Below are 25,985 nucleotides of genomic sequence, written 5' to 3' on the forward strand. Positions count from 1 at the left end.
TTTGTTTCCGGGGGGCTCCTATTGTTTCGGGTGGGCCAATGAGCGGTTTTCTGCATACCAACCTGCACTGTCTTGCGTTCGTCGCGCGTCATCATGGCGTCGACCTTTCGCCTGAGCGATTGCAGCACGATTACGCGGTCGGCGACGAACCCGTCGCCGTGCGGCGGTTGCTGCGTATGGCCAAGGACGCCGGCCTGCGGGCCAGGCATCTCAACCTCGACTGGCAGTCCCTGTCCCGGCTGGGCGAAGCTTTCCCGGTGCTTGCCGAACTTGCGAACGGCAACTGGGTCGTCATCGCCGGAACGGTGGGGAGCGGGGAGGACGAGAGAATACGCGTTCTCGACCCGCTCGCCACGCGCCCCGACGTCATGCTGCTGAGCGAGGAGCAATTCTCGAAGGCCTGGCCCGGATCGGTGGTTCTCCTCAAGCGCAACTATCGCATGTCGGACGAGGACCGGCCGTTCGGCTTCCGGTGGTTCGTACCTGAGATCATCAAGCAGCGAAGCTTCTTCCGGGACGTGGCACTCGCCGCCTTCGTGCTTTACGGCCTCGGGCTGACGACGCCGATCTTCTTTCAGCTCGTCATCGACAAGGTGCTCGTCCACCAGAGCTATGCGACGCTGACGGTTCTGACGATCGGTATTGCTATCGCGCTCGTCTTCGACGCGACCTTCAGCTTCCTGCGCCGTTATCTGCTGCTCTTCGCGACGAACAGGATCGACATCCGCGTCGCCACCCGCACTTTCGGCCATCTGCTCAATCTGCCGATCGCGCTTTTCGAGCAGGCCTCGGCCGGCGTTCTCGTCAAGCATATGCAGCAGACTGGGCGCATCCGCGAATTCCTGACCGGCCGGCTGTTCCTGACCCTTCTGGACGGCGTCTCGCTTTTTGTCTTCGTGCCGATCCTGCTTCTCTATAGCGTCAAGCTGACGCTTGTCGTGCTCGGTTTCGCAGCCCTCGTCGGCCTCGTGGTGATGATGCTCGTCGGCCCGTTCCAGCGCCGCTTGCAGGCGCTCTACCAGGCCGAAGGCGACCGGCAGGCACTGCTGGTGGAAACCGTGCACGGCATGCGCACCGTCAAATCGCTGGCGCTGGAGCCGCGCCAACGCAAGGTGTGGGACGATTATTCGGCCCAGTCGATCTCCGTGCGTTTCCGGGTCGACAAGATCTCGACCATCGCCCAGTCGCTGACCGGGCTGCTGGAGAAGCTGATGAGTGTCGCGATCATCGGCCTCGGCGCGCTCGATGTGTTCAGTGGCTCGATGACCATCGGTGCGCTTGTTGCCTTCAACATGCTCGCCGGCCGGGTCTCCGGACCGCTGGTGCAGATCGTCACCATGGTGCATGAATATCAGGAAGTGGCGCTCTCGGTGCGCATGCTCGGCGAGATCATGAACCAGCGGCCGGAGCAGGCGGGCCGCGGGCGAGGTGTCCGGCCGCATCTGAAGGGCCGCATCGAATTCGACAGGGTCACCTTCCGCTACAGCCCGGATAGCGCGCCGGCGCTCGACAACGTCTCCTTCGCCATTCCGGCGGGCTGCGTCTTCGGCGTGGTCGGCAAGAGCGGCTCGGGCAAGACGACGATCACAAGGCTGATCCAGGGGCTCTATCAGAGTCAGGAAGGCCTCGTGCGCATGGATGGTTATGACAGCCGCGAGATCGACCTGGTGCATCTGAGAACCAGCATCGGCGTCGTGCTGCAGGATAGTTTCCTGTTTCGCGGCTCGGTTCGCGAGAATATCGCCGCCGCCAAGCCCGATGCCAGCATCGAGGAGATCATGGAAGTCGCCCGCATCGCCGGCGCCGAGGAATTCATCGAGCGTCTGCCGCGCGGCTTCGACACCATGCTGGAAGAAAACGCCGCCAACCTGTCGGGCGGCCAGAAGCAGCGCCTGGCGATTGCCCGCGCGCTGATCACCGATCCGAAGCTCTTGATCTTCGACGAGGCGACGAGCGCGCTCGACCCTGACAGCGAGGCGATCATCCGCGATAATCTCAGCCGCATCGCCGCCGGCCGCACCGTCGTCATCGTCTCGCACCGGCTTTCGACGCTCGTCGATGCCGATGCCATTCTCGTCATCGATCGCGGCAAGGTCGCCGATATCGGCCGGCACGATCAGCTCGTGTCGCGCTGCATGACCTACCGTCACCTCTGGGCACAACAGATGAGGCAGGTTGCATGAACGCGCACGCCAGAAAATCCAGCGATAACCTGCCGGTCCCCACAGGCAAAGGCCCCACAGACAAGCGCCCGGAGAAGGGCAGCGCGCTCACCGCCCGCCCGCCGCTGCCGCCGGCAATTGCGGAATTCCAGTCCGACGCCGTCGAGCTGGAGGAGCGCGCCCCCCCGCGTGTTGCCCGCATGACGCTTTACTGCGTGACGGCGCTGCTTGCCGCAGCGATCACCTGGGCCTCGGTCTCGTCAATCGACGAGGTGGTGATCGCGCCGGGCAAGCTCGTCACCACTCAGCCGACGATCGTCGTCCAGCCGCTCGAAACCTCGATCATCCGCACGATCGACGTGAAGGCCGGCGAAGTGGTGCATGCCGGCCAGACGCTGGCGACCCTCGACGCCACTTTCAGCCAGGCCGATGTCGACCAGCAGCACGCGAAATTCTCGGCACTCGACGCCCAGGTGAAGCGCATCGAGGCGGAGCTTGCCGGCGACGACTATTCGAAGGTGGCCGGCAGCACGCCCGACGAGATGCTGCAGGTGCAGCTTTTCGGCCAGCGGCGGGCCTTCTACATGGCGCAGCTGCAGAATTTCGAGCAGCAGATCGCCGGCCAGTCGGCAGCCCTTGCGGCGAGCCAGAACCAGGAGGCGGTGCTCAACGACAGGCGCGACGGGCTCTCGCAGATCGAGGCAGCACGGGAACGGCTCTATAACAAACAGAGCGGCTCGCTGATCACGCTGCTCGGTTCCCGCGACGCCCGCCTCGACGTGGAATCCGACCTGACCGCCGTCCGCGGCAAGGCCGACGAGGCCGCCCACGCCTATGCCAAGCTTGGCGCCGACCGCCAGGCCTTCATCGAGGATTTCCGCCGCGCCGCCATGGAGCAGCTGGTGGAGCTGCGCGGCCAGCGCGACATGGCCGACGAAGAGCTGAAGAAGATGGAGCTGCGCCGCAACATGGTGGCGCTGACCGCACCCGCCGATGCCGTCGTGCTGGATCTCGCCCAGCGCTCCATCGGCTCCGTCGTGCGCGAAGCCGAACCGATCGTTACCCTGGTGCCGATCAACGTGCCGCTGGAAGCCGAAGTGTCGATCAATACCCGCGATATCGGCCGGGTGGCCGTCGGCAAGGAAGCCCGTATCAAGCTCGATGCCTATCCGTTCCAGAAATACGGCACTGCCTCGGGCGAGGTGAGGACCATCAGCCAGGACACCTTCCTCACCGGCCAGCAGGAACAGACCGCCACCCCCAGCCAGCCGGCCGCCCCCTTCTTCAAGGCCCGCGTCCTGCTTGCCGATACCAGGCTGAATGCTTCGGACGTGCCGGTGCGACTGCTTCCCGGCATGACCGTGTCAACGGAAATCAAGGTCGGCAACCGCACGGTGATCTCCTATTTCCTGTATCCGCTGCTGCGTGGCCTCGACAACGCAATACGCGAACCGTAGAACGCGGCGGATCACGGGCTCGACGTGTCACCCTTCTATCTCCAGGGCAATCGCAGCCCACGGCGAGGGCCGTACACCTTGTCCCCTGTCACCGCTCGGGCTTGCGCCGCTCGTGGTCAAACGCGTGTTCGAGTTCTGCGCGAGATCGCGACCATGGGCAAGAAGATCTTCCTGGTGGAGCAGAACGCCAACCATGCCCTGAAGCTCTCTCAACGCGCCTACGTCATCGTCAATGGACGGATTCACTTGTCGGGCGACAGTGCCGCCCTTCTCGATAATGAGGAAGTCCGCAAGGCCTATCTGGGTTTACACTGAACGGAGCAACGATGCTGCACAAGAATCTGATCGCCGGCGAATGGGGCGGCGGCGACACTTCGGGCGAACGTCGAAGCGCGGCCACCGCCAAGTATTTGTCGTCGTGGCGCCGATCGTGACGCCGGCGAATACGGTCCATGGCCTGGAGGTGATCCACTTACCCTTGGTGGCCTGGCCCGGGGCTATTGCGCCGTGTGACGTGGCTCGTTTAAGCATCTTGCTGACATGTCCGGACGCGCTTAAGGCGCGGATCTACTCCGCGCCCGTTTACCTGCTCAACAAAAACGAGAGCCTCAGTGGGCTGAACCCACTACTTGGTATTCTTGTGGCTCTGCTCACCAGCTTTTACGTGCTGCTCGTGGCTGCCGCCCTGCTTGCCGGAGGCGCTCGAACTCTTTTCCGACGCGCTCTTGCTGGTGCCGCCCGCCTTCGAGCCGCCCTTTGACTGTGATCCACTTGTAGATGGCATGTTACACTCCTCCGTAAGAGATCGGCTTGATCTCGATTAGTCAACTTCCATCCTGTTAAAGTGTTCCCGCCAACACCTAAGGCGGCAGCCACTCTCCTATCCGTCTCCTTTACCTCCTAGGGAAGGATGATCGGCATCAGCTTTCAGAAGCGGGGGGTGATGGATATTTCCTCGCGAGCTACGCGCGGTTTTTCACTGATAGGCTTTCGCTGGCGGGCCTTTGTCGCACCACCGCGTGTCCTGCCTCGTTGCGATCGCCTCCCGCCGCTGTACGGTTGTACTGCCCGGAAATCCGAGTTCCAGATGAGAGACAAATCCCAAGTGATAGAGGCTCGACTTCCCTAGAGCATTTCCGTTTTTCTCCGAAGCACGGAGATGCTCTATCTCTTTGTTTTCACGCAATTCCCGACGGAAAACCGCTTCGCACTTTTCCTGGAATTGCTCTAGCCAGATGCGCTTCAACCCTCCTTGCGACATGCAAGGAGGGTTGAACTCAAAGCCGGTTAGATGCCGGTCCGCCGGTACCGGTTGCGCTCTTGCGCGATCTGCTCAGGAGCGTATGGATCGAGCGTGTCGTCGAACCGGGTCCATCCCTGCTCGTTATAGGCACGCCGACGCTCGACCGGGTCGACCCAGTTCGATCCCTGGAGAATAGCCTGCGCCTCGGAGGCGCGGGCGTCGTCGACCTTGGCCGTGACCAAGCTACCACCGCGGCGGACACCTTCGGCATAGAGGTGAGCATCATCTTCCGAGACGCCTGAGTCGGTGAGTGCACCGATCAGGCCACCAGCGGCACCGCCAGCGACGGCGCCAGCGACAGCCCCGGCCGCAGTTGCGGCAAGCCAGCCTGCGGCAACGACCGGACCGACACCGGGGATGGCCATCAGGCCCAGCCCGGTGAGCAGGCCGCCAGCACCACCGACGGCAGCGCCAATGCCAGCGCCGGTCGCGGCATCCTCGCCAACGTCAGAGTCGCGATCGATGCGACCAGCCTTGTTGGAGACGATACTGATGTCGTTTGAGGGAACGCCTGCCGCTTCCAATTTGGAGACTGCGGAGCGAGCGTCCGAGTAGTCGTCGAAAAGTCCGGTTACAGTTCTCATTATGCTTCTCCTTGGTTACTTTGCGACGATGTTGCCTTGATAATCGAGGGCGATGGAGACGGCTTTGCCGTCCTTCATGCCAGAGGCCATCCAGATCCCCTTGTCGTCGAGCTTGAGATCCTTGACGTCGGTGTACCCCGCTTCCGCGATGCGATCCTTCGCCTGAGCTTCGGTAAAGCTGTTGGCGCCCTCAACCGGCGCAGTCGGATTTTTACTGTCCGGAGTTGCAACCGCAGGTGTATTTCCATCCTTGGATGGGGCTGGCGTAGTTTGGGCAAACGCTGCAACGGCAGATGCGCCGACAATTGCCGCCGCGAAGATGATCTTCTTCATATATGTTTCCTCCATTTTGCGGATCAAGTGACTGATCCATGCGGCGAGAACCCGCAGAGGAGATCTTTGTTCCCATTACAGCAGGGGAGCATGCAATTGAATTTTCTAAATATATGGCACCGCCCCCGTTGGATGACTCTCTTCGATTTCCACGCAAAGCGAGCGGACAGCGAGGTGGGCGGGTACAAATCAATACCGGGCAAATCAAAAGAACCTCACATAGGGAGCCTGATTTTTTGATCTCTTAAGTTGTACTGTAATGCGCGAATTCGTTTCGGTCAGCCGGCGCGCCTTTCATATCTTTGAGTAAAGCCGAATACCCCGAAATCAGTGCAAGAAAGAGGTCTTCGCCTCGCGGTCGACAAGTCTTTCCACCGTGCCGATGAGGCGCGCTGCGCGCCTCAAGACTTCGGTTCCGTCATCATTGACGGCGATATCGTCTCTCATCCGGTCTATACAACGAGCAACCTCCATAAGTACCGTGGCGAGATCCGCATGGCGGACCCGTTCAGCAGTTCGCGAAAGCCGGCGGAGACACTCCGAGTATCTCGATGCAATGACGAGCCTGTCCGTGACGGTGTCGGCTTCGGGAGCGGAAGTCGACTGCAATGTCTTTTGCCGCATAGTCCCGTCCCCCTATTCGATGATGATGCGGATTGATTTGTGCGCCCTCTCCCGCCTAGTCACACCGAAATCCTCACGAGTCCCATCCAGTGCCTTCAGGGCGGAGAGGATGTTTTGACAGTGAATTGGGGAGGCGGCGCCGGGAGGGTGACGGAGTTCGGGACAGGATTCGACCGCGTGCAGGTCAGGCGCCCACGATGCGAGGATCGCCCCCTTCTCGGCGGTCGTTATCCCGTCCGACGCGAGGACCTCCTCCGGATGAGAAAAGTGCTTATGGGGATGCGGGACTTGCACGGCCGAGATGGCCTCGACGACGTTGTAGAAGCTAGCTGAATTCGAGGTTTTGATCGTCATGTTCGATCTCCTAAAAACTTCCAACGGGTGAAGAAAATCTCCAGGTGCCCAAGAGATTGTTTCAATCTTTTCAGCGTTCAAGAGGTTAAGCGGGCAGGCATTCAAAATTTTTCCGAGGCCCTCTTGAAACGCAAAAACCGGAAAACCAAATCGATGTTCGCCGGCAGCCCAAAGGGAGCCGGAAAGCCGGGGACGCTGTTCCGACGCGTCTCCTTTCCAACTCGCTTTACGGAGGATTTGGTTATGAGAAATGAGTTCGACTTCGCACCGCTCTATCGGTCCAGCATTGGCTTCGACCGCGTCTTCAATCTTCTTAACAATCCGCAGCGTCTGCAAGCGATCGACACCTGGCCGCCCTACGACATCGTCAAATCAGGCGAGAACGACTATCGCATCCAGATGGCGGTGGCGGGTTTTGCCGACAGTGACCTCGACATCACCCAGGAACGCAATGTGCTGATCGTTAAGGGGCAGAAGAACGAGGAGAAGGAGGGCGACTATCTGCATCGCGGCATCGCCGGCCGTTCCTTTGAACGCCGGTTCGAACTTGCCGACCATGTCCGAGTTGAAAACGCCTCGCTGACGAACGGTCTTCTGACGGTCGATCTGAAGCGCGAGATCCCGGACGCGATGAAGCCGCGCAAGATTGCCATCAGCAACGCCACCGGCCAGTCGCCGCTGCAGATCGAGGGCCAGAAACAAGTCGCATAGGGTTCCTTGAGGGAGGAAGCCGGCGCCGTGGAGCGGCGCCGGCTTTTGGACGCAATGAAAACGATGAACGTTGGGAAACCACCAGCATTCGACGGGCGCGATCTTGCCGCGTGCCAGCCGGTCTTCGACACGCTGCTGCGCGAAGCCGGGGTGACGAGAGAGTCGGAGGAGGCCGCCCGGATCGCTGCGCTTGTCGTCGAACTTTATCGGCAAGGCGTCAGCGACCCTGATCGTCTTCGTTCCATGGTGGAAGGGGCCCGAGGCCTCTTCAAGCGAGCGGAGACAAGCGGCGTCGCAGCCTAGTCTGCGCCCGGGATCATGCCTGTGCACCGACGCAAAACACGTTGTCGGCGGCGCCGAGCTTCGGGGATGTCACTGAGGTGGCTGATCCCTTGGAAGCGGACATATCTTCATCGACGGGCCCCTGACGACGCCAAGCGCTTCCGATCCGTCCGGATCGCTCTCCTTCGCTCAGCAACAAACGACTGCGGGGGAACCCTGTTTGGGTTCTCAAGGACCCGACCAGATTCAAATAACTAATCCTCAGCGTCGGAATAGTTCTTGTATTGCAGCTTCTGGAGCGACGCATCCAACCTGAGGACGAGCCCTGTCGGCGCGTAATCAACAGCGATTTCTCCGAAGGCGGAGAGACTGGAGGTAATGAGCCGGCAGCCGAACCCCTTCTTGCTCGGAGCTTCCACCACGGGGCCTCCCACCTCCCGCCAACGGAAGGTCAGGCGCTTGTCGCCCGACTCGTCGCGCACGGACCATTCGATTTCGATAGTCCCGCTATCTGCCGCCAGTGCACCATACTTGTTGGCGTTGGTGACGAGTTCGTGCAGCACAAGCGAGAACGCAAGCGTCGCCTGGGGACCTAGCTCAACCGCAGGACCACTTGCTTTGAAACGTTCTGACGTCTCAAGTCCGAGATTAATCGCGGTCGCCTCGACAATCGTCGCCATGGTCGTACCCAACCAATTCTGCTGCAACAAAATGTCGTGCGCCTTCGCATAAGCATTGATCCGTGCCGAGATCGCCTGTTCTGCATCCTCCATAGAGCTGGCGTTTCGGAAGGATTGAGTGGTGATGGCCTGAACGACAGCCAGCGTATTCTTGATGCGGTGAGAGAGTTCATGCATCAGAACACGCTGTCGCTCCTCGTTCTTTCTCTGCTCGGTCTGGTCCCTGAGGATCTTTACGAAGCCCTCGACTTCGCCGTCGTCCGACGTCAATGCCATCATCTGGCCCGAGGCCCAGAACAACGAGCCATCTTTGCGAACGTGCCAGCGCTCATCGTTGCCATGACCTTCCGCCAACGCGGCGGCCATCTCCCGTTCAAGAATCCCCGCCTGCAGGTCTTCCTGCGTGAAGATTACCGCCGCGGGCTTGCCGATGATCTCAGCCTCATCCCATCCGAGGATCCGTCGCGCGCCCTCATTCCACGTGGTCACCAGGCCGTTCAGATCCGTCGAGATGATCGCATACTCGATCGCGCTCTGCAGGATGGCCTCGAGAAAGCGCTCTCGCGAGCGGCTGGAATTGGAAAAGAGCTTCATGATCATGTGATGCGCCGGATCCTTCCCAGGGCCCGCTAAAAAAAGGGCCTCATCCTGTTTCTAGGACGCCGCCTGACAGTGGGGACGGCGCTGGCATTTGCAATGGGTTACTCGATGGTACTGACGGTCCTTGAATGATCGGCTGTCCCTAACAATATCATTTCGACAGGACCATTGGTGGCATGAAAGGAGGAAAAAATGCCGCAGAACGATGTTCCATGGGCCCAGCCGGTAAGAATCCGGCTGCAGTGCGGTTTGGAGCGCGCTTTCACAGGCGCATACGACGCCTTGGACTTTCTCGAAAACGAATGGCCGCTGCGTCATGGAGAGCGCCACGAGCGAGCGGTGAAGACGTGCCGTGGCGCCCTCAACGGCAGCACCGCCGGCATTATCGCGCGGGAGGCGTTCGTGGCCGCCTGCCTGGAAGCCGGCATGCCGTCCGTTCTCGTTCCGTGGAAGAGAAAGCCGACCGTGCATCCCGCTCGGCCAGCACGCCTTGCTATCATCTAGGGTATCAGTGACGACCTCGCCTCTTCGGAGGCGAGGTCCGGCATAGGGCCCCTAAACGCGCCTATGGCGACACTATCCCTGGACATCAGCGAGACAAGCGCATCATGGTGATCCGGCAGCCTGTCGGTGTGGTCGCAGCCATCACACCGTGGAATTTTCCCAATGCTATGCTGGCCAGAAAGCTGGCCCCTGCCTTGGCCGCAGGTTGTGCAGTCGTCTCAAAAACCCGCCGCCGAAACACCGCTTTCCGCGTTAGCCCTTGCCGTGCTGGCTGAGCGCGCAGGCGTGCCTAAGGGCCTTTTTAGTGTTCTGCGTCGAAGCGCTCCGCTGAAATTGGCGAAGTCATGTGTACCAATCAAAAGGTTCGCAAGCTTATCTTCACGGGCTCAACGAAAACGGGAAAGATCCTGATGCGCCAAGCGGCGGATCAAGTCATGAAGCTTGGGCTTGAGCTGGGCGGCAACGCACCGTTCATCGTCTTCGATGATGCCGACTTAGAGGCGGCGGTCGAGGGGCTCAAGTTTCGAAGTACCGCAATAATGGCCAAACCTGTGTTTGCGCCAATCGTCTCTATGTCCAGTCAGGCATCTACGATGAATTCGCGGCACGGCTGGCTTCGCGGGTCCGCGCCATGAAGGTAGAAGACGGCTTTGTAAGCGGGACTGACATTGGGCCATGGACAGGGTTAGGGTCAGCTCAAAGTCTCCTCGATCCAAAGCGCGACCGTGGCTAGCGACTAGCCTGAACTCTCTCGAACGGCATCGAGGAATTGCGAGATTTCCGACGCGTCGTTGTAGTAGTGCGGCGATACTCGCAGAATGTCTGGAAGACCCCGGTGGGAGGCGTCAAGTGGCGTGGTCGATGGCGGAGAGACCGAGATGTTGATGCCCTTATCTGTAAGCCGTTTCATCTCCTTCCGAGCATCCTTTCCATCCATGGTAAACGACACAATCGAGGCCTGGTCCCGGCCGATGTCTCGTACACGGACCCCCGGAATGTCTCCAAGGCCTTCCCGGATCTGGCCAGCAAGCACGGAGCAACGGGAGCGTATCCGCTCAAGGCCGATGTCCATGGCGTAGTCTGCCGCCGCGCCCAGCCCGAGCCGGGTGGAATAGTTCGCCTCCCATGTCTCGAACCGACGGGCGTCATTTCGGAGCTGATACCGTTCGGGGCCAACCCACGGTGCCCCGAAGAGGTCGATAAAGGCTGGTTCGAGATCCCTGAGTAAATCGCGCCGGACATAGAGGAAACCGGTTCCGCGGGGCGCCCGGAGAAACTTCCGTCCAGTGGCGGTCAGGAGGTCGCAACCGAGTTCGGCGACATCGATCGGCATCTGCCCCACGGCCTGACATGCGTCGAGCAGGTACGTGATGCCATTTCTACGCGCGATCTTTCCGACTTCCGCCGCGGGGTTCACGAGACCGCCATTTGATGGGATCCATGTGATCGAGATCAACCGCACCGATCCGTCGATCATTCGCTCCAGCGCTTCTGGATCAAGGGCACCGGATGCGTCGTCGGGAATGACCTCAACCCGTGCGCCAGTCCGCTGGGACACCTGAAGATAGGCCACGTAATTCGCAGCGAATTCGGTCGTGGTCGTCAGGATCCTTTCACCCGGCTTGAAGTGCAGCGAATAGAACGCCCGCTGCCAGGCAAGGGTGGCGTTCTCGGCAAGCGATATCTCTTCCCGCCCAGCACCTACGAGACGCGCTATCGAGTCATGGACGCCTTCTATCCGAGCAATGTTTTCCGCGTGAGCCTCATAGCCGCCGATGCTGTTCTCGCGCTCCAGATACTCGACCACGGTGTCGAACACGGGACGCGGCACTAGGGCGGCTCCTGCATTGTTCAGGTGTATCCTGTTCTGTACCCCCGGAGTTTCCTGGCGTAGGCGGTCAAGTTCGGTCTGAGGAATTTCGGTCATCTTGAGTTCCGTTCGAAGTCCAGCGGATTTATACCGTCTTGCTGTGGATGGCGGTCCGAGCGCCTGTGCTGGCTGCCCGATGCGCGGGCCATGAGGATCTGGTCGCCGGGCGTGGCGGCCCACCGAAGCGAGTACCTTTGCCAGCCAAAGTCGGCTGGTGGCGCAACTTCCGCCGAATCCCGAGAAGCGCCGCAAAGCTGCGTTCGACAACGCGGATTGGGTGCTGGCCCCATGCCCATCCCCGACATCGACGTTTCCGCAGTCATACGATCGGCTGGGATCGGAAGTGCCCACGACACATTCGGAGCGACGCCTCCAGATAGGGCGAGAGCCGACCGGACGCCCGTCATGCGCCACATGTGCGCATCCATCTCCTCATTCTATCGGCCTCCGTAAGAAAAGCCGGCTTGCATGTCTTGATCGAACTTTTTTGACAGGCCAAGAGCAAAAATGAGCACGATAGTGTGCAGAAATCGGCGGTGGAGGATGTCAACGAATTCCGGTATCTTTGCGGATTATTTTTTGCCGATGATTTGGTGTATCAAAGGAAAATCCCGTTGATTGTGAAGCAAAGCGCATTTACAGGCACCGATCCGGATCAACTCTCAGAGATTTTGTCGACCGCACAATCACGGATCAGCGTTGCCGCATTGGACAACAACCCTGTCGCATTCCGCTGCAACTTTCTCTCTGCCGGAGCTGTCAGCGTTGCCGAGTGCTCATATGAAGGGACGATCGCTGCCAAGCGGGAGGCGCAAGGCGAAAAGCTGACTATCTTTCTGCCAACGCAGGGAAATGCGATTTTCAGTTACCCTAAGAAGTCAATAGAGTCCGCTCCGGGGTTCGCAACACTGCTTGAGGGTGAACCCACCACCCGTAGCCTCTTAGTCGGGCCGCGTCACCATCTGGCTTTATTCATCGATCAGGCAAAGATAATTGGAAGCCTCACCCATATGCTCGAAAGGACGATTAGGGGCAAGATCGATATTCATCCCTATGTCGATCTTACCTCGAATGCCGGCCTTACTTTGCAGCATTTGGTAAAGCAGCTTTATCGGGGCCTTGGCGATGATGGTGTGCTCAGGCAATCGCCTCTGGCTCTGGCCTCACTCTGTGACGCCGTGACCTTTCTCATTCTCGAGAACTGCGAACATCGCTATTCGGACCAACTGGCGCGAGACGCGCTGGCACCGGCTCCACGTCACGTAAAGCGCGCCATCGACTTCATGCACGAACATGTTTCCTCCACTATATCGCTCAGCGATATCGCGATTGCGGCGAATGTCAGCATTCGAACTTTGCAGCAGGGCTTTAGACAGTTCCGTAATACGACACCCATGGCCCATCTACTTGAATTGCGCCTGGTCGCCGCCCATGACGAACTGAGTGATCCCCGTTCGACTAGCACCGTGTCGCGCGTTGCTGCAAAGTGGGGGTTTACCCATCTTGGACGCTTTGCGGCCGAATACAGAAAACGGTTCGGCCACCTGCCATCACAGGCATCAAAGGCCTGAGTTCGCTTCACCTGCGTGGCTCGTCTCAGGCCGCCTAGACCCATTCACCGGGTGTCTCATCGCTGGATGTCATGAAGGCTGCGGCTCATTTGTGCCGGCGGGACCGAATTGTTCCAGAAGAATTGCCGAAGCGCATCGCCGCTCAGTTGGGAACATATCAACGTCATCGGGTCCATTGCTGAAGGGCCTCAAGCGTTGCGACTTCCCGGCAAGATCCTCCGAGTGGTCGTGATCGCTTGCCTACGGATTGGTCCGCGCCGAATCCGACCACGCGGTTGGCGAACTCACGAATGAAAGGCCTTTCTTCAACGTCGAGTGCTTGCGCGTTCTATCGCGCAGAGACTGATAATGTAGTTCATACGTCACTTTGCAAAAAGATCAGGGTAGGCTGCAAGTGCCGGAGCGCCACCTGTATGCCAGAAGAGCACGCGCTCTCCGCGTCCAATCCGCTTTTGGCGTATATAATCGATCAGTCCAGCCATCGCTTTGCCGGTGTAGACAGGGTCTAGAAGCAGACCCTCCAAGCGAGCGCACATCGCCAAGGACTCCACAACTGCTTCCGTCGGCAGTCCATAGCCAGGACCGACGAAGCGATCATCGACAATGACTTCTCGCGACTTTTCAGAGGGGCGGTCCAACAGGTTCAAAGTCTGGTCAATGATTTGCGAGACCTTTGCGACTGCGTCGGTCTTATGGGCGTTGACACTGATACCGACAATTTCGCTTTGCACATCATACAGTGTGGCTCCAACGAGCATACCGGCCTGAGTGCCGCCGCTACCGGTACCGAAGAAAATTCGGTCGAAGGAAAGTTCTTGTTGGCTGCATTGGTTCTTCAATTCTCCCATTGCTTCGCAATAGCCAAGCGCCCCAATTGCGTTGGAGCCACCGATCGGGATGATGAACGGTCGTCGCCCCTCCTTGATCTTGCTTTCAGCATACCTTGACATCTCGTCTGCAAGGTCGGCGCTGGGCGGAAAAAGATGCAAATCCGCTCCAAAGATGCGGTCGAGAAGCATATTGCCGTTCGTATTGTACGCTGAACCGGATAGGGGAACCGAGGCTGCGAGGAAAAGTGCGCATTCTAACCCGGTTTTCGCAGCCGCCGCCGCCGTCTGTCGTGCATGATTTGATTGCAAGGCGCCGGCAGTCAATATGATGTCTGAGCCCTGAGCGACCGCCGCGGCGATAAGATATTCAAGCTTCCTGGTCTTATTGCCTCCGCCGCCAAGGCCGGTACAATCATCCCGCTTTATCCAAATGTCCGGACCGCCCAAAGCCGCCGACAGACGCGGTAGTGGTTCGATTGGTGTGGGAAAAAATCCCAGGCTGAGCGGCTTCAAGTCTGCTCGTAGCAGGTTCATCACCATTATCGGCTCCGTTGATCGATCGTTAATCATGAGGCGTGTGAGCTCCACGACCAGCTGGGAGAGAGGCTCAGCGTCTTTGAGTATGCTGTTTACGCGACTGCGGTGATGAACCTGTCATAAGCTGCTTGGCCCTCTCAGGTGCCCGGGTATCGATTGAATCTGTTGAACCGCTCGACAACCAGGGTCCGCATCTCCGGGCTGGTTTCATGTCCGTTTCCGTGGAGGTCGATTTACAGTAGAGCGCCAATTCGGCGGGATTTCCAGTTGTCGTCAAAGCCCTTGCCGTCCTGCGAAAAGCGAAAGTTTGCTGGCCCGTCAGATCAGGCGTCAACGACTGTCACCGTGATGTCGTGAACGGTATTGCGCGCAGGGGTAAGGGGCTGTATCTCGCCCTGGACGTTTGTGCATCTGCACTTCAAGACGTGTTGGCCTCGCGTCGGCGTCCAGAAGTATTCAAATTGTTGCCAACTGCGGTCTTGGCGGGGACCTACGGAAGCGGCATGCCATCTGCTCCCGCCATCGACACTGACCTCAGCTGACGCGATCGGCTCATCGCCCCAGGCCCAGCCCCATATGCGCGTCGCTGTCCCACTTTGCAGTGAGACCGCCGGATCAGGCCCGACAATGACCGACTCCGGTACGACTGCCCACACGGGCTTGGTGCCGGTCGGCGTAGTATCATTGTAGAAGCGGGTCGTGTAGGGGCCAGGCGCCCGGCAGTCCGCGGCGATAATTGAGCCGATCCATTTGACGGAGTTGGTGCCATACCAGCCTGGGACCACCAGACGCACAGGACCGCCCCGATCGGGGCTCAGCGGCTTGCCGTTGATTTCGAGAGCTAGAAGAACCTCGTCTGCCATCGCCTTGTGGATCGGCAAGTCTTTCTGGAAAATTTCATTCTGGAGCCCGGCATACTCTCCCCATTCCAGGCCGGATGTCCACACATACGTAGCTTCCTTCGCAATGCCTGCCAAGACGAGTACCTCTTTGAGAGGCACTCCTTTCCAAACAACATTTCCAACACGGCGCTTCGGCTCCTGAGGGGCGAGGGGGCTTCCTGCGCACTCATGAAACGACATGTATTCGCGTTGCGGCATCGCTTGGATGTCCGCGAGCCTTAGCCTGATGGGTCTGTCGACCAGCCCTCCGATCTCCAAATACCACTGCTCTGGGTCGATCTCCAGGAAACCCATATGCGTGACCAGAAACAGGTCTTCCTCGTCCGTCCTCCATTTTTCAAGCGCGTGCACTCCACGATTTGGACCACGGTAGGAGAAACCCTCCATTGTCATCCGAAGCCCTTGTCGCGTCATAGCCTCTGCTCCGCCTCGGCCGCCAGGGGATCGCTACCGGCAGCTATGCGCTCGGCCTGAGCCCTTCCACCGAAGGTGATGGGGGCGATGCGGGTGCGATCGACGGCGAGATCAAATATATCAAAGCGATTGTACCCTGCCACGACGTCGTGGAATCTTTTCGGCTCAATGCACTGATCCAATTCGATTTCGGCGTAGCCGATGCCCTCGTCAGTCAGTTCATCACCGATGGCCGAGCCGGTGGGGTTGAGGAAGAAACTACTGGCTCGCGGGCTGGCGTCGAGCAGTGCTTCGATCTCGGAAGCGCCATTGGCAATCGAATTGCGGGCTGCTGGGTCCAGGCATCCTGCCACAACGATGCCGAAGCACTTCGCCTCGAAGCAGTGTGCAGCAGCGCGAATTCGGTTTGCGCCGCGGTTGTCGTAATTGCCACTTTCATCTGGCGGCCTAGTCGGCCAAATCGGCGGGTAACTGCTGATATGAACTTGTTCACCCTGTGCCATCAGTGTGAAACGAGCCAGCGGGTTCGTATTCTCTCCACAGATCAAGCCGCCCAAACGTCCAATCCGTGTATCCGCAACCTGAAGGCCTGCGCCGTCGCCCGGGTTCCAAACGAGCTTCTCAAAGAATGTCGGCACTAGCTTGCGGTGATGGATGAGCACCTTGCCCGCGTCCGATATCAGCAGGTTGCTGTTCCATAAGCCTCCCACGCTAGCCGGATTTCTTTCCGAGATACCTACAGATACGAATACCCCGTGCTGGGCGGCGGCCTGGCGGATGCGATCGATTTCGGGCCCATCCGCAAAAATCGATGCGGCGGCGAAACGTTTGAATTGATCATGCGAGTGGATTGGGGAGTATAACGCAGACCAGATCGGAAAGCCGGGAATGAAACTTTCCGGGAAGACCACGAGCGATGCGCCGCTACGGGCGGCTTCACCAATGATAGAAGCCGCTTTTTCGACCGTAGCGCGGGTATCAAGATAAATGGGCGCGACGTGCGCTGCAGCTGCTTTGAAGTTCGAACGGTCCATGCAAGCCTCCACTGATCGAAGAACATTAGATGGAACATTTTCGCTCGGCTAACCGGAATCTTCGCACTATGATGTGCAAAAATAGACGAGAGCGATATGGCCACACCACTGGATCACTTGGACTGGGATGATCTAAAACTCTTTCTTCGTGCGGTGAGAAGCAAGAGCGTTACTGGTGCCGCAAGAGTGCTGAACGTGAGCCATTCCACCGTCTCTCGCCGGTTGAATAGGCTGGAATATGCCGTTGGCGCGGCTCTCTTCGAGCGAAGCCGGGATGGGCTCGTCCTTACAACGACAGGAATGACGGTGCTTCGCCGAGCCGAAGAGATCGAGCTTGGAATCAACAGCCTTCGTTCGGACATGAGCAGCCGAAACGAGATAAGTGGAACGGTTCGTCTGGCGACAATGGAGGGGATAGCATCCCTCTACCTTTCGTCGCACCTGACAAGTCTACAAGAAAAATATCCGGACCTCCTTCTGGAGCTCGTGACCTCACCGCAGACGGTTCGGGTCGCCCGTCGGGAAGCCGACCTCTTTGTGAGCTTCTTCAAGCCGCAAGGCACCGCGCTCGTGAGCGAGTGTATCGGTCATTTTTCGACAGGGCTTTACGCTTCGTCCAGCTACCTTGAAAAATACGGCATTCCTGAGAACAGGGACGATCTGCAAAAGCATCGGTTTGTTGGGTATGTCGAAGAGCTTGTTCAGGTGGAAGCTGTGAGATGGCTGGAAGAACTGGTTCCGCACCCAATCTTCTCGATCACGTCTAACAGTATGATCGCACAGACGTTCGCCGCGGCAGGCGGGGCCGGAATCGTGGCTCTGCCAGAGTTTGCGCTCGGAATCAGGACTGGGTTGGTCAAGGTTCTTCCTGACCTTCGTGGCCGTCGTGAGGTTTGGCTCTCTGTTCACCAAGATATTGCAAATCTGTCGCGAATTCGTGCGGTTGTAAAATTTTTGAAAGACCTACTACACGCAGATGAAGCTAAGCTTGGAGGCCGCGAGGTTTGGACGCTGGCTGGATGACCCACGTGCAAAATTGCACATCCTCCTGCGGATTCCGGAATTGAAGCTCCGATGGCTAGGCGTTAGCAAATAGATGATAGCCGAATTTATTGGTCGAACATCATGGAGACGCTGCTGCCGGCCTCGCCCCCAAACTTACAGTCGAAGATGTCGCTTTCAAATACAGAACGAATAACAGAACTTTAGCCTGACAGGTTCAACATGCGAAAAGGCATGGAAGCCGCGGGTGGCATTTGCGCCCCTTTGCAACGGAATGGCTGGCAAGGATTTTTGGGTGCGATGTTCCATTCGCAACCAGTGAATGGCAAATGGAGCTTAGCGAGGCACAATCTCGGTTCGCGGCAAAGAGACGAGAAGCGAAGAATGCGAGAAGCAGCGCCAGCGTTGCTCCCGGGGTTCCGGAAGTGCCACTGACTGCGACTGTCGATGATGGGGACCGCTACACCGGCTTCCGAAGCGCTATTGCCCAGCGTCGCCTGATGAGGAGATCGGCCGATTTCGAGGCATGCCAACTACTTTCGAATGACAGAGGAAAGGGCGAATGCCGTGAGGGTATCACGCACGCCGGGCAGTTCCGATATCAGTTGCCAGATTTGGCGAATGCGATCCGCTTCAGGAGATTCGACCCTCACCAGAAGGTCAAAATCGCCGGTCATCACATCGCACGCAACGACCTCCGGTATCTTCCGCAAAGCTTGAATGACGTCACCGCCCCTCATGCGGTCCTGACGATAGACGAACATCAACGCTGTGGTGACATGCTGATCGTTTCCGCCCTCGCCGGTGACGATGGTGTAGCCCTTGATAAAGCCTTCTCGCTCAAGCCGCTCTATTCGAACCCGAACTGCATTCCGTGACAAATTGACCTTGGCCGACAGGTCAGCATGGGATATGCGCGCGTTGGTCTTCAACTCGCTGAGTATCTGTTCGTCCACGCGGTCAAGGAGGTATTTCATGATCGGTGTGGCTCAGCTGTTAGCGCGACGATCTCCGGGGTAACTGATTCATAAGCTCGTACGGCGCTCTCCAGCAGGCAAGTCTTATCTTTCTCGCTGGCATAGCGCCTGGCTGCGGACGCCAAGACAAAACCGGGTAAAGCCGCTTTCTCCACACTCGTCAGGATCCTGACGCTCTGATAACCTATCATGACAGCGCGAGCTTTTTGCTCATCGAGCTCTCCACTCGGCCGGCTCGCCCAGCCAACGAGAACGTCGGCAATCTCGGAAACCAGGGCGTCATCGTGACGGAGACGGAAGTTGATGACGCCACCGACCACCTCCCCGAGGAAAAAGACGTTCTGAGGGACCAATGCTCCATGCAGCGCGCCGGTTGGCAATTCCGCCAAGGACCGCTTATGGCTTCGCTGCAAAATCGTGTGGATCTGCGCCATGAGGCGCCCAAGGCTTTCGCACTTGCCTGGCGCCGGATCGCTCGTGGATGAGCCCGATACGAAGCTAACGATGGCAACTAGGCGGCCCGCTGCCTGAAAGGTGGCATGACCGTCAATCGTGCGCATGGGCTTCGGGCAGGGGACACCGTTATTGTACAGCGTCTCCATGGTTTCGAAGGCTCGTTCCAGATCAAGCGGCTCAGCGCCATTTTCGAACAATGTGACGATGAACTCGCTTTCCTTGGTCCGGAAAAGGTAGGTGGTCTCTCTGTCGCCGTCGGCTATGCCGATAACTGACGACAAAGAGTTCATCCCGTAGGCTGCGGCAATAGAGTGACGGTCTTCGTCAGATAACTCGGTAAATACAGCCATTTTTGCCCTCCTAACCTGCCGCACTCTGCGAGATGTTTGCGAACTCCACAATGTCGCCGAAGATCTGGTCGACTTGGCTTGCCGTCAGCACGCCTTCTTCTTCGACGACCTGCCGAAAATTCCTCTTCTCGCTCAGAGCCTTCTTGGACAGATACGCCGCTTTGCTATAGCCGATCAGCTTTGCCAAGGGCGTAGCAAGAACGAGAGACTGATCGAGCAAGGCTTTGCAACGATCCAAGTCAACTTCGATACCATCGATGCAGCGCTGCTTAAAAATCTGCATCCCCCTCGTTAACATTCGCATCGATTGGAGGATGTTCAAAACAATGACCGGCTCCATGGCGTTCAGTTGTAGTTGGCCAGCGCTCGCCGCGAGCGTCACGGTAAGATCGTTGCCAATGACCTGGAACCCAATCTGGTTCATCATCTCCGGGATGACCGGGTTCACCTTGCCGGGCATGATTGAGGAACCGGCTTGCACGGCGGGCAGGCGCATTTCCCCGAACCCACTCAAGGGGCCGCTGCTCAAAAGACGCAAGTCGTTGCAGATTTTTGTAAGCTTGACGGCGATGCGCTTGAGCACCCCGGAAAAGGAAACGAATCCGCCTGCGTCCGATGTCGCCTCGATGAGGTTGCAAGCAGGGATCAGCTGAAAACCGGATATATGCGACAGGTGACTGCAAACCCTGCCTGAGAAGCCGGACGGCACATTGATCGCTGTTCCGATCGCCGAGCCTCCTAGATTGGCCTCCTTGAGCAGCTTCGAGGCAGACCGAAGCTGAACAATATCCTCGTTAATGAGCTCGGAAAACGCTTCGAACTCCTGGCCAACCGTCATCGGCACGGCATCTTGAAGCTGCGTCCGACCAACCTTGAGCGCGCTCCGATACTGAAAGGCTTTTGCTCGAAAAGCATCGCTTAATGTGACTTGAGCCGCGACAAGGCCGTCGCATGCCCGCAAAATGGTCAGGCGGATTGCCGTCGGGTAGACATCATTCGTCGATTGGGAAAGATTAACGTCATCATTTGGGTGGAGCTTCGAGTAGTCACCGACGTTGGCACCGAGCTTTATAAGAGCGAGATTGGTGACAACCTCGTTGACATTCATATTCGTGGACGTGCCGGCTCCGCCCTGCATCATGTCCACGGGAAAGTTCTCATCGATCCGCTTAAGCTCGATCAGATCGTCGCAAGCCTCCGCTATCGCTTGCGCCTTTTCTGGCGGCAGCAGTCCAAGGTCTCTGTTCGCCAGCGCCGCAGCCTTCTTCACCATGGCCATGGATTGGATCAGCTCGGGAAAATCCTTCAGCCGCAGCCCGGACACGTCGAAGTTCTGTTCCGCGCGCCGGGTATGGACGCCATAAAGAACGTTGCCTGGAATAGTGAGCGAACCGATCAGGTCGGTTTCAATACGGTCGTCAAGCATGCTTTTCCCCCTTTAAGCCAGGACTCCTGCATGACGCATGGCGCAGTCGATCTCGTCCTGAACCGAGCGGCTGACGGTGACGAGTGGCAATCGCAAATCACCGTGCATCCGACCAAGACGGTGCAACGCATATTTTGGCCCAGCGGGGTTCGTTTCCAGGAAAAGGGCCTGGTGCAGCGGCATCAGGCGATCCTGCAACTCCAGGGCGCTGGCAAAGTCACCGTTCAGGCAGGCATTCTGAAAGTCAGCGCAGAGGCGGGGCGCGATATTCGCTGTCACCGAGATGCAGCCGTGTCCGCCGTGGGCCATGTACCCCAGGGCCGTGCCATCTTCTCCTGTTAAAAGATTGAAATCCTTGCCGCAAGCAATACGCTCGAGGGACGGACGCAAAAGGTTGCCGGTCGCGTCCTTGACGCCCTTCACATTCGGGCAGTCTTTGAAAATCCGCGCCAGGGTTTCGACTTGGATATCAATGACGCTTCGCCCGGGAATGTTGTAGACGATGATCGGAATGTTCGCTTCAGCATCGATGGCTTTAAAATGCTGGTAGATGCCCTCCTGGGTCGGCTTGTTGTAGTAGGGCGAAACGATCAGCAAACCATCGGCGCCAGCCTGTTGCGCGTGGTGCACGAAGTCGATTGCCTCGTCCGTGCTGTTGGAGCCTGCCCCGGCGATCACCGGGACACGGCCCTTGGCTGTCTCGATCGTGAGCTCCACAACCTGCTTGTGCTCGGCATGGCTGAGGGTTGGACTTTCTCCAGTCGTCCCGCAGGGAACCAGGCCGGAGGATCCTTCCTCGATCTGCCATTCGATGAGGCCACGCAGCGCGACCTCATCGACACGACCATCAGCGAACGGCGTTACGAGCGCAGTGATGGAACCTTTGAACATTGAGACACTCCTGAGTGTGCTGATGGAACGGAAGAAACGAAGGCTGCCGTTACCGCTTCAAGCGGTTGATGCACACGACCTTCGGCTGGGTCATGTCTTCATAGGCAAACCGCACACCTTCGCGGCCCATGCTTCCGTATTTGAAACCGCCAAACGGCATCGCGTCGAACCGGTAGTCCGAGGAGTCGTTGATCATGACGCCTCCGGCATCGATCCCGTTTGCAGCCTCGAGGGCTCCCTCCAGGTCGTTTGTAAAAATGCCGGCGTGAAGGCTGTAATCGGCGCTGTTTGCTAGGACGATAGCGTCGCTCAACTCGTCGAAGGGTTGAAGAATGACGATCGGAGCGAAAACCTCTTCGGTCAAGACATCACAATTGGACGGTACGTTCTCCAGGACCGTCGGCGGGTAGAGATTGCCAGCGGGCTTGTGGCCGCAAATCAGCGTCGCGCCAGCAGCGACGGCCTGCTCGACCATGGCGGCCGCACGACCGACGGCCTTGTCGGAGATCATCGGCCCAACATCCGTGTCCGCATCCAAGGGATTGCCGGTCTTCAGCTTCTTCGTGGCAGTGACGAATTCCGTCTTGAACCGCTCGTAGATGGGGCGTTGAATGAGGATCCTTTGCGTGCCGATGCAATTTTGACCTGCTGCCCAGTAGGCGCCTGACACGCAGCCCTCGACGGCGGCTTCGAAATTGCAATTCTCCATGACGATGACGGGAGCATTGCCGCCCAAGTCCATCGCGAGCTTCTTGATGCCGGCAGTTTTTGCAATTGCCTCGCCCGTGGCAAAGCCACCGGTGAAGGAAATCATGCGAACATCCTTGGCCGAAACGAGAGCCCTCCCAAGCTCGGAACCACCAATTGCAACCGTAACGATCTCCTCCGGCAGACCGGTCTCGACCAGAACCTCGACGAGTTTGATGGCAGACAGAGGGGTAAGCTCCGACGGCTTCAAAATCACCGCGTTCCCGCCGGCGATTGCAGGACCGAGTTTGTGGGCAACGAGGTTGAGAGGATCATTATAGGGCGTGATGGCGGCGATGACGCCCAGCGGTTCTCTCGTGTACCAACCCTGGCGGGACTCGGAGCCTGCGTAAGAGTCGAACGGAATGACTTCGCCGGCATTGCGTTTGGCCTCATCGGCAGAGAGCTTCAAAGTGTTGACACACCGGGTCACCTCTTTCCGCGCCTGAACGATTGTCTTTCCGGCCTCCTTTACGATGAGAAGCGCGAAGTCTTCCCGGGCGGCCTCGATGACTGCTGCGGCCTTCTCAAGGATCGTTGACCGCCCGTGGCGGGGCAGGGATCTTGCAATCTGCGCTCCGCGTCTGGCGCGTTCCAGGAGCAGGTTCACGCTTGCAGCATCTGTCTCTGCAACTGTTCCGACGATGGTGCCGTCGAACGGATTGGTGACAACAATTTCCTCAGCGGCCGTCGTTTGCCTCAGTGCAAGGTTGTGCATTATGCGGCCTCCTTGGTGATCGCCGAAGCTCCGGCGGCATGAATGGCAACAATGTCGGAAAGAAGCGCATAGGCGGTTTCGACGCGACCGGCGCCAGGGCCGGTGATCGTTACCGCGCCAAGCAACTCGGTGCTGAGTGACACGGCGTTGGTGGCGCCGTTGACACCTGCCAGGGGATGATCCAAGGCGAGCCGCTTCGGCGAAACACTGCCGGTGACGCTGCCATCCGCATTCCGAACGGCCGATCCGATCAGCTTCCAGCGGCTGTTTGCCTTGGCTGCCTCCTCAATATCGGTGGGCGAGAGATTGGAAATGCCCTTGCAGCTTACGTCTTCGGGCTTGAGATTGGCGCCAAGCAACTCGTTTGCCAGGATCACGACCTTGAGCCGGACATCGAAACCTTCAACGTCAGCAGTCGGATCCGCCTCGGCGTAACCGAGCTGCTGTGCCTCCCTGACCGCAGAGGCAAATTCCAGCCCGCCTTCCATACGGCCGAGAACGAAATTTGATGTTCCGTTCAGAATACCTTCGAAGCCCTTTACTTCGGCGCCCGCAAGCGTTTTCTCTACCATGCGAATGACCGGCGTTCCGCTCATGACGGAGCCTTCATACTCAAAGCGAAGGCGGCTCGCTTTCGCCAGGGCCTTCAGTTCCTGTGCGGCAATCGCCACCGGACCCTTGTTTGTGGTGACGACATGTTTGCCGGTCTGCAGTGCCCAACGGCAGTGGGAAACAGCGGGCTCGCCATCCTTCGGGTTTGTGAAGGTCGCCTCGACGACAATGTCTGCCGGCGCCGTCTTGATGATGGTTTCGTTGTCGGCTTCGGCGCTTCCGCCTGAAAGCTGCCCAAAGCCGCCTTTTTCGAAGTTCGCTTCGACGAGGGTTTTGGCATCAAGACCGTTGGGCGAAATGACCGAGCCGAGATAGAGGTCGCTGACCGCGACAATATTCAGGCGGAAGCCCAAGTCGCGCTCCCAGAGATGGTTTTTCGTGGCAATGAGTTCGGCCAAAGCGCGGTTAACGCCACCAAACCCGATCAGAGCAATATTGTAGACTGTCATAACGATCCTCCAGTGATATCTATGGACGCAATGATCGGATGCGGATCGCTTTGCAGGAACCAAGCAAACGGACCAAGGGGCAGGGCAATCTGCTCAAACTGCTTCCGTTTCTGCTTGCGAGAGACGAGTCATCCGGATGCACGAGGGGTGTCCATTTCTGTGTAGAGCTCCACGGTTTTGGATTTCCCTTGCTGGGGCGTAGCAAAGCAGCCACTCTGAGGCGACTATTCGAGATAGCGCTGCGAAAGCGTAGTGATGTTCTCTGTGAGGCGCATAAGCGCTGTCGATGCAACGACATTCACCTGCCAGAGGACCTGCAAGACCAAAGGCCTGCCGGGTATCAACTCGACCAGCACGCCTGACGCCAGATGTGACTTTACTAGGTGAACAGGAAGCAGACTCCATCCCATGCTGGTCAGAGTGGCTTCCAGGATAGCCATGGTTGATGGAATCCGATGGTCTGAACAATAGACCTCCTCCCCAAACGCCAACCTTGTCCATTGAGCAGACAATGCGTCTCGTTCTGTCAAGACAAGGCCGGGGGCTCCACGAACCGATTCTGAAGTCACGCCGCCTGTGAAGTATTGGTTCGCAAAATTCGGGGTGGCGACAGCCATGCAACGTAGCCTGCCGACAGAAACGGCTTCATGGCCGTCAATGACGTCGTCACCCAGAGTTATGGCAGCAAGAATTTCGCCGAGCCGCAATTTTTCCTTCACCGTCGCGTCGTCCGAAACCGAGATGTCTACAAGGAAGCTGGAATGCTGTGTGAACAGCTTGACAGCTTCCAGAACCCACCGTCCAACCAGTTCTGAATTGGCTGCGATGGTGATCGTCGGCCGCTCGAACGATTCAGATGGCATCAGGTCAGGGAGGTGAGCAGCAAGCTCATTCTCCAGAAGTCCGATGCGTTCAATGTGACGAAGCAGGTATTCTCCGTGCATGGTTGCGCGACAGGGGTTGCCGCGCACGACAAGAGCTGCCCCCAAGCGTTCTTCAATCTGCTTTACCCGCTGTGAGACCGCCGAAGGAGTCACATTCAGCGCCCGTGCGGCCCTTTCGAAGCTTCCGGTCCTGACGACCATTGCGACGGCTTGGGCGGATCGATAATCGATCATGGTTATCTATGCTTTCTGAAGCTGGTGCGTCATTGTGAGACGTTAACACTGCCGGCATTGTCGACCTTAACCCAAGCCGTGGATCATACCGAGTTGATAGGACGTGAAATTCGCTTTGGCCGGTACTGCGCGGCGATTGCTAGGTGCTGGACAGTTTCATCACCACAATACCGAACACGATCAAAAAGCCTGCTATCAACCGCATCGGCGAAGCCGGTTCTCCCAGAATCGCTACTCCGAGGACAAACGAGCCAACTGCCCCGATCCCCGTCCAAACCGTGTAGGCGGTACCAAGCGGCAAAACCCGCATGGAAAAGGATAACAGCACACCGCTGGCAATCATTGTAGCGACGGTGATTGTGGAGGGAATGAACAGCGTGAACCCCTCGGATCTTTTCATATAAAAAGCCCAAACGACCTCGAGCAGGCCGGCGATGCACAGAATTACCCAATACATAGAATTTTCCTGGCAGATCTCCTGATCGGT

General features: G+C 58.3%; 25 protein-coding genes and 2 pseudogenes. 9 read left to right on the forward strand and 18 right to left on the reverse strand.

Translation table 11 applies throughout. The features are described from left to right. Positions 1 to 38 precede the first annotated feature (38 nt). The 3 genes and pseudogenes from QMO82_RS08035 to QMO82_RS08045 form a co-directional block, all read left to right on the forward strand. Positions 39 to 2,183: a peptidase domain-containing ABC transporter gene (locus QMO82_RS08035; RefSeq protein ID WP_097621609.1), complete on the forward strand. Its 2,145-nt coding sequence runs from the start codon at positions 39 to 41 to the stop codon at positions 2,181 to 2,183. Beyond that, positions 2,180 to 3,619, forward strand: coding sequence for an HlyD family type I secretion periplasmic adaptor subunit (locus tag QMO82_RS08040; protein WP_183609088.1), 1,440 nt, complete (start codon positions 2,180 to 2,182; stop codon positions 3,617 to 3,619). The genes QMO82_RS08035 and QMO82_RS08040 overlap by 4 nt, the downstream gene beginning before the upstream one ends. 94 nt (positions 3,620 to 3,713) lie before the next feature. Continuing rightward, positions 3,714 to 3,934 (forward strand): annotated as a pseudogene (locus QMO82_RS08045) (ABC transporter ATP-binding protein); the annotation flags it as partial. Positions 3,935 to 4,244: 310 nt separating this feature from the next. Here the strand turns inward: QMO82_RS08045 and QMO82_RS08050 are convergent. The 5 genes from QMO82_RS08050 to QMO82_RS08070 all read right to left on the reverse strand — a co-directional run bounded on the left by QMO82_RS08050 (position 4,245) and on the right by QMO82_RS08070 (position 6,817). Continuing rightward, positions 4,245 to 4,403, reverse strand: coding sequence for a hypothetical protein (locus tag QMO82_RS08050; protein WP_183609089.1), 159 nt, complete (start codon positions 4,401 to 4,403; stop codon positions 4,245 to 4,247). Between the two features lie 192 nt (positions 4,404 to 4,595). After that, a complete protein-coding gene (locus QMO82_RS08055) occupies positions 4,596 to 4,865 on the reverse strand; it encodes a hypothetical protein (protein ID WP_183610656.1) in 270 nt (89 codons plus the stop codon). Between the two features lie 41 nt (positions 4,866 to 4,906). Next, entirely contained in the window at positions 4,907 to 5,506 is a 600-nt protein-coding gene (locus QMO82_RS08060; RefSeq protein ID WP_183609090.1) for a general stress protein, read from the reverse strand. 15 nt (positions 5,507 to 5,521) lie between these two features. Then, entirely contained in the window at positions 5,522 to 5,839 is a 318-nt protein-coding gene (locus tag QMO82_RS08065; protein WP_183609091.1) for a PepSY domain-containing protein, read from the reverse strand. 636 nt (positions 5,840 to 6,475) lie between these two features. Further along, positions 6,476 to 6,817: a hypothetical protein gene (locus QMO82_RS08070; protein ID WP_183609092.1), complete on the reverse strand. Its 342-nt coding sequence runs from the start codon at positions 6,815 to 6,817 to the stop codon at positions 6,476 to 6,478. 243 nt (positions 6,818 to 7,060) lie between these two features. On the opposite strand from QMO82_RS08070, the gene QMO82_RS08075 reads away from it, so the two are divergent. Further along, positions 7,061 to 7,528: an Hsp20 family protein gene (locus tag QMO82_RS08075; RefSeq protein WP_183609093.1), complete on the forward strand. Its 468-nt coding sequence runs from the start codon at positions 7,061 to 7,063 to the stop codon at positions 7,526 to 7,528. Between the two features lie 54 nt (positions 7,529 to 7,582). Next, positions 7,583 to 7,831 carry a hypothetical protein gene (locus QMO82_RS08080; RefSeq protein WP_183609094.1) on the forward strand — a complete coding sequence of 83 codons (249 nt, stop codon included), beginning with the start codon at positions 7,583 to 7,585 and terminating at the stop codon, positions 7,829 to 7,831. A gap of 233 nt (positions 7,832 to 8,064) precedes the next feature. On the opposite strand, the gene QMO82_RS08085 is transcribed toward QMO82_RS08080, so the two are convergent. Continuing rightward, a complete protein-coding gene (locus QMO82_RS08085; protein ID WP_183609095.1) occupies positions 8,065 to 9,090 on the reverse strand; it encodes a sensor histidine kinase in 1,026 nt (341 codons plus the stop codon). 192 nt (positions 9,091 to 9,282) lie between these two features. Here QMO82_RS08085 and QMO82_RS08090 point away from each other — a divergent pair, with 192 nt between their 5' ends. Both QMO82_RS08090 and QMO82_RS08095 read left to right on the forward strand, forming a co-directional pair. Beyond that, positions 9,283 to 9,594, forward strand: coding sequence for a DUF982 domain-containing protein (locus QMO82_RS08090; RefSeq protein WP_183609096.1), 312 nt, complete (start codon positions 9,283 to 9,285; stop codon positions 9,592 to 9,594). Positions 9,595 to 9,647: 53 nt separating this feature from the next. Then, positions 9,648 to 10,270: pseudogene (locus QMO82_RS08095) on the forward strand (aldehyde dehydrogenase family protein); the annotation flags it as partial. Between the two features lie 60 nt (positions 10,271 to 10,330). On the opposite strand, the gene QMO82_RS08100 reads toward QMO82_RS08095, so the two are convergent. Beyond that, positions 10,331 to 11,521: an aminotransferase class V-fold PLP-dependent enzyme gene (locus QMO82_RS08100; RefSeq protein WP_183609097.1), complete on the reverse strand. Its 1,191-nt coding sequence runs from the start codon at positions 11,519 to 11,521 to the stop codon at positions 10,331 to 10,333. A 464-nt stretch (positions 11,522 to 11,985) separates the two neighbouring features. Here QMO82_RS08100 and QMO82_RS08105 point away from each other — a divergent pair, with 464 nt between their 5' ends. Beyond that, positions 11,986 to 13,035 carry an AraC family transcriptional regulator gene (locus tag QMO82_RS08105; RefSeq protein WP_283196511.1) on the forward strand — a complete coding sequence of 350 codons (1,050 nt, stop codon included), beginning with the start codon at positions 11,986 to 11,988 and terminating at the stop codon, positions 13,033 to 13,035. A gap of 362 nt (positions 13,036 to 13,397) precedes the next feature. Here QMO82_RS08105 and QMO82_RS08110 read toward each other — a convergent pair whose 3' ends face one another. The 3 genes from QMO82_RS08110 to QMO82_RS08120 form a co-directional block, all read right to left on the reverse strand. After that, positions 13,398 to 14,405 (reverse strand): D-cysteine desulfhydrase family protein, encoded by a 1,008-nt coding sequence (locus tag QMO82_RS08110; protein ID WP_246718361.1) that lies wholly within the window; start codon positions 14,403 to 14,405, stop codon positions 13,398 to 13,400. A 320-nt stretch (positions 14,406 to 14,725) separates the two neighbouring features. Beyond that, positions 14,726 to 15,718: a molybdopterin-dependent oxidoreductase gene (locus tag QMO82_RS08115; protein ID WP_183609098.1), complete on the reverse strand. Its 993-nt coding sequence runs from the start codon at positions 15,716 to 15,718 to the stop codon at positions 14,726 to 14,728. Further along, complete coding sequence (locus QMO82_RS08120; protein WP_183609099.1) at positions 15,715 to 16,752, reverse strand: carbon-nitrogen hydrolase family protein; 1,038 nt, start codon at positions 16,750 to 16,752, stop codon at positions 15,715 to 15,717. The genes QMO82_RS08115 and QMO82_RS08120 overlap by 4 nt, the downstream gene beginning before the upstream one ends. A 96-nt stretch (positions 16,753 to 16,848) precedes the next feature. Here QMO82_RS08120 and QMO82_RS08125 point away from each other — a divergent pair, with 96 nt between their 5' ends. Then, the gene (locus QMO82_RS08125) at positions 16,849 to 17,775 is read left to right on the forward strand and encodes a LysR family transcriptional regulator (protein WP_183609100.1); all 927 of its coding nucleotides are present in this window, start codon (positions 16,849 to 16,851) and stop codon (positions 17,773 to 17,775) included. Between the two features lie 512 nt (positions 17,776 to 18,287). On the opposite strand, the gene QMO82_RS08130 is transcribed toward QMO82_RS08125, so the two are convergent. From QMO82_RS08130 to QMO82_RS08165, 8 genes are all read right to left on the reverse strand, one after another. Further along, positions 18,288 to 18,731, reverse strand: coding sequence for an Lrp/AsnC family transcriptional regulator (locus QMO82_RS08130; RefSeq protein WP_183609101.1), 444 nt, complete (start codon positions 18,729 to 18,731; stop codon positions 18,288 to 18,290). Further along, a complete protein-coding gene (locus QMO82_RS08135; protein ID WP_183609102.1) occupies positions 18,728 to 19,537 on the reverse strand; it encodes a phosphotransferase in 810 nt (269 codons plus the stop codon). The genes QMO82_RS08130 and QMO82_RS08135 overlap by 4 nt, the downstream gene beginning before the upstream one ends. 10 nt (positions 19,538 to 19,547) lie before the next feature. Further along, a complete protein-coding gene (locus QMO82_RS08140) occupies positions 19,548 to 20,963 on the reverse strand; it encodes an aspartate ammonia-lyase (protein WP_183609103.1) in 1,416 nt (471 codons plus the stop codon). Positions 20,964 to 20,975: 12 nt separating this feature from the next. Further along, complete coding sequence (gene dapA / locus QMO82_RS08145; protein ID WP_183609104.1) at positions 20,976 to 21,854, reverse strand: 4-hydroxy-tetrahydrodipicolinate synthase; 879 nt, start codon at positions 21,852 to 21,854, stop codon at positions 20,976 to 20,978. Between the two features lie 49 nt (positions 21,855 to 21,903). Continuing rightward, the gene (locus QMO82_RS08150) at positions 21,904 to 23,319 is read right to left on the reverse strand and encodes an aldehyde dehydrogenase family protein (RefSeq protein WP_183609105.1); all 1,416 of its coding nucleotides are present in this window, start codon (positions 23,317 to 23,319) and stop codon (positions 21,904 to 21,906) included. Beyond that, complete coding sequence (locus tag QMO82_RS08155; protein ID WP_183609106.1) at positions 23,319 to 24,380, reverse strand: homoserine dehydrogenase; 1,062 nt, start codon at positions 24,378 to 24,380, stop codon at positions 23,319 to 23,321. Before QMO82_RS08155 ends, QMO82_RS08150 begins: the two co-directional genes overlap by 1 nt. A 224-nt stretch (positions 24,381 to 24,604) precedes the next feature. Continuing rightward, entirely contained in the window at positions 24,605 to 25,498 is an 894-nt protein-coding gene (locus tag QMO82_RS08160; RefSeq protein WP_183609107.1) for an ArgP/LysG family DNA-binding transcriptional regulator, read from the reverse strand. Positions 25,499 to 25,637: 139 nt separating this feature from the next. After that, positions 25,638 to 25,955 carry a multidrug efflux SMR transporter gene (locus QMO82_RS08165; RefSeq protein ID WP_183609108.1) on the reverse strand — a complete coding sequence of 106 codons (318 nt, stop codon included), beginning with the start codon at positions 25,953 to 25,955 and terminating at the stop codon, positions 25,638 to 25,640. Between the last annotated feature and the right edge of the window lie 30 nt (positions 25,956 to 25,985).

Origin of the sequence: Rhizobium sp. BT04, from assembly GCF_030053135.1 — a bacterium.
Classification (GTDB): domain Bacteria; phylum Pseudomonadota; class Alphaproteobacteria; order Rhizobiales; family Rhizobiaceae; genus Rhizobium; species Rhizobium binxianense.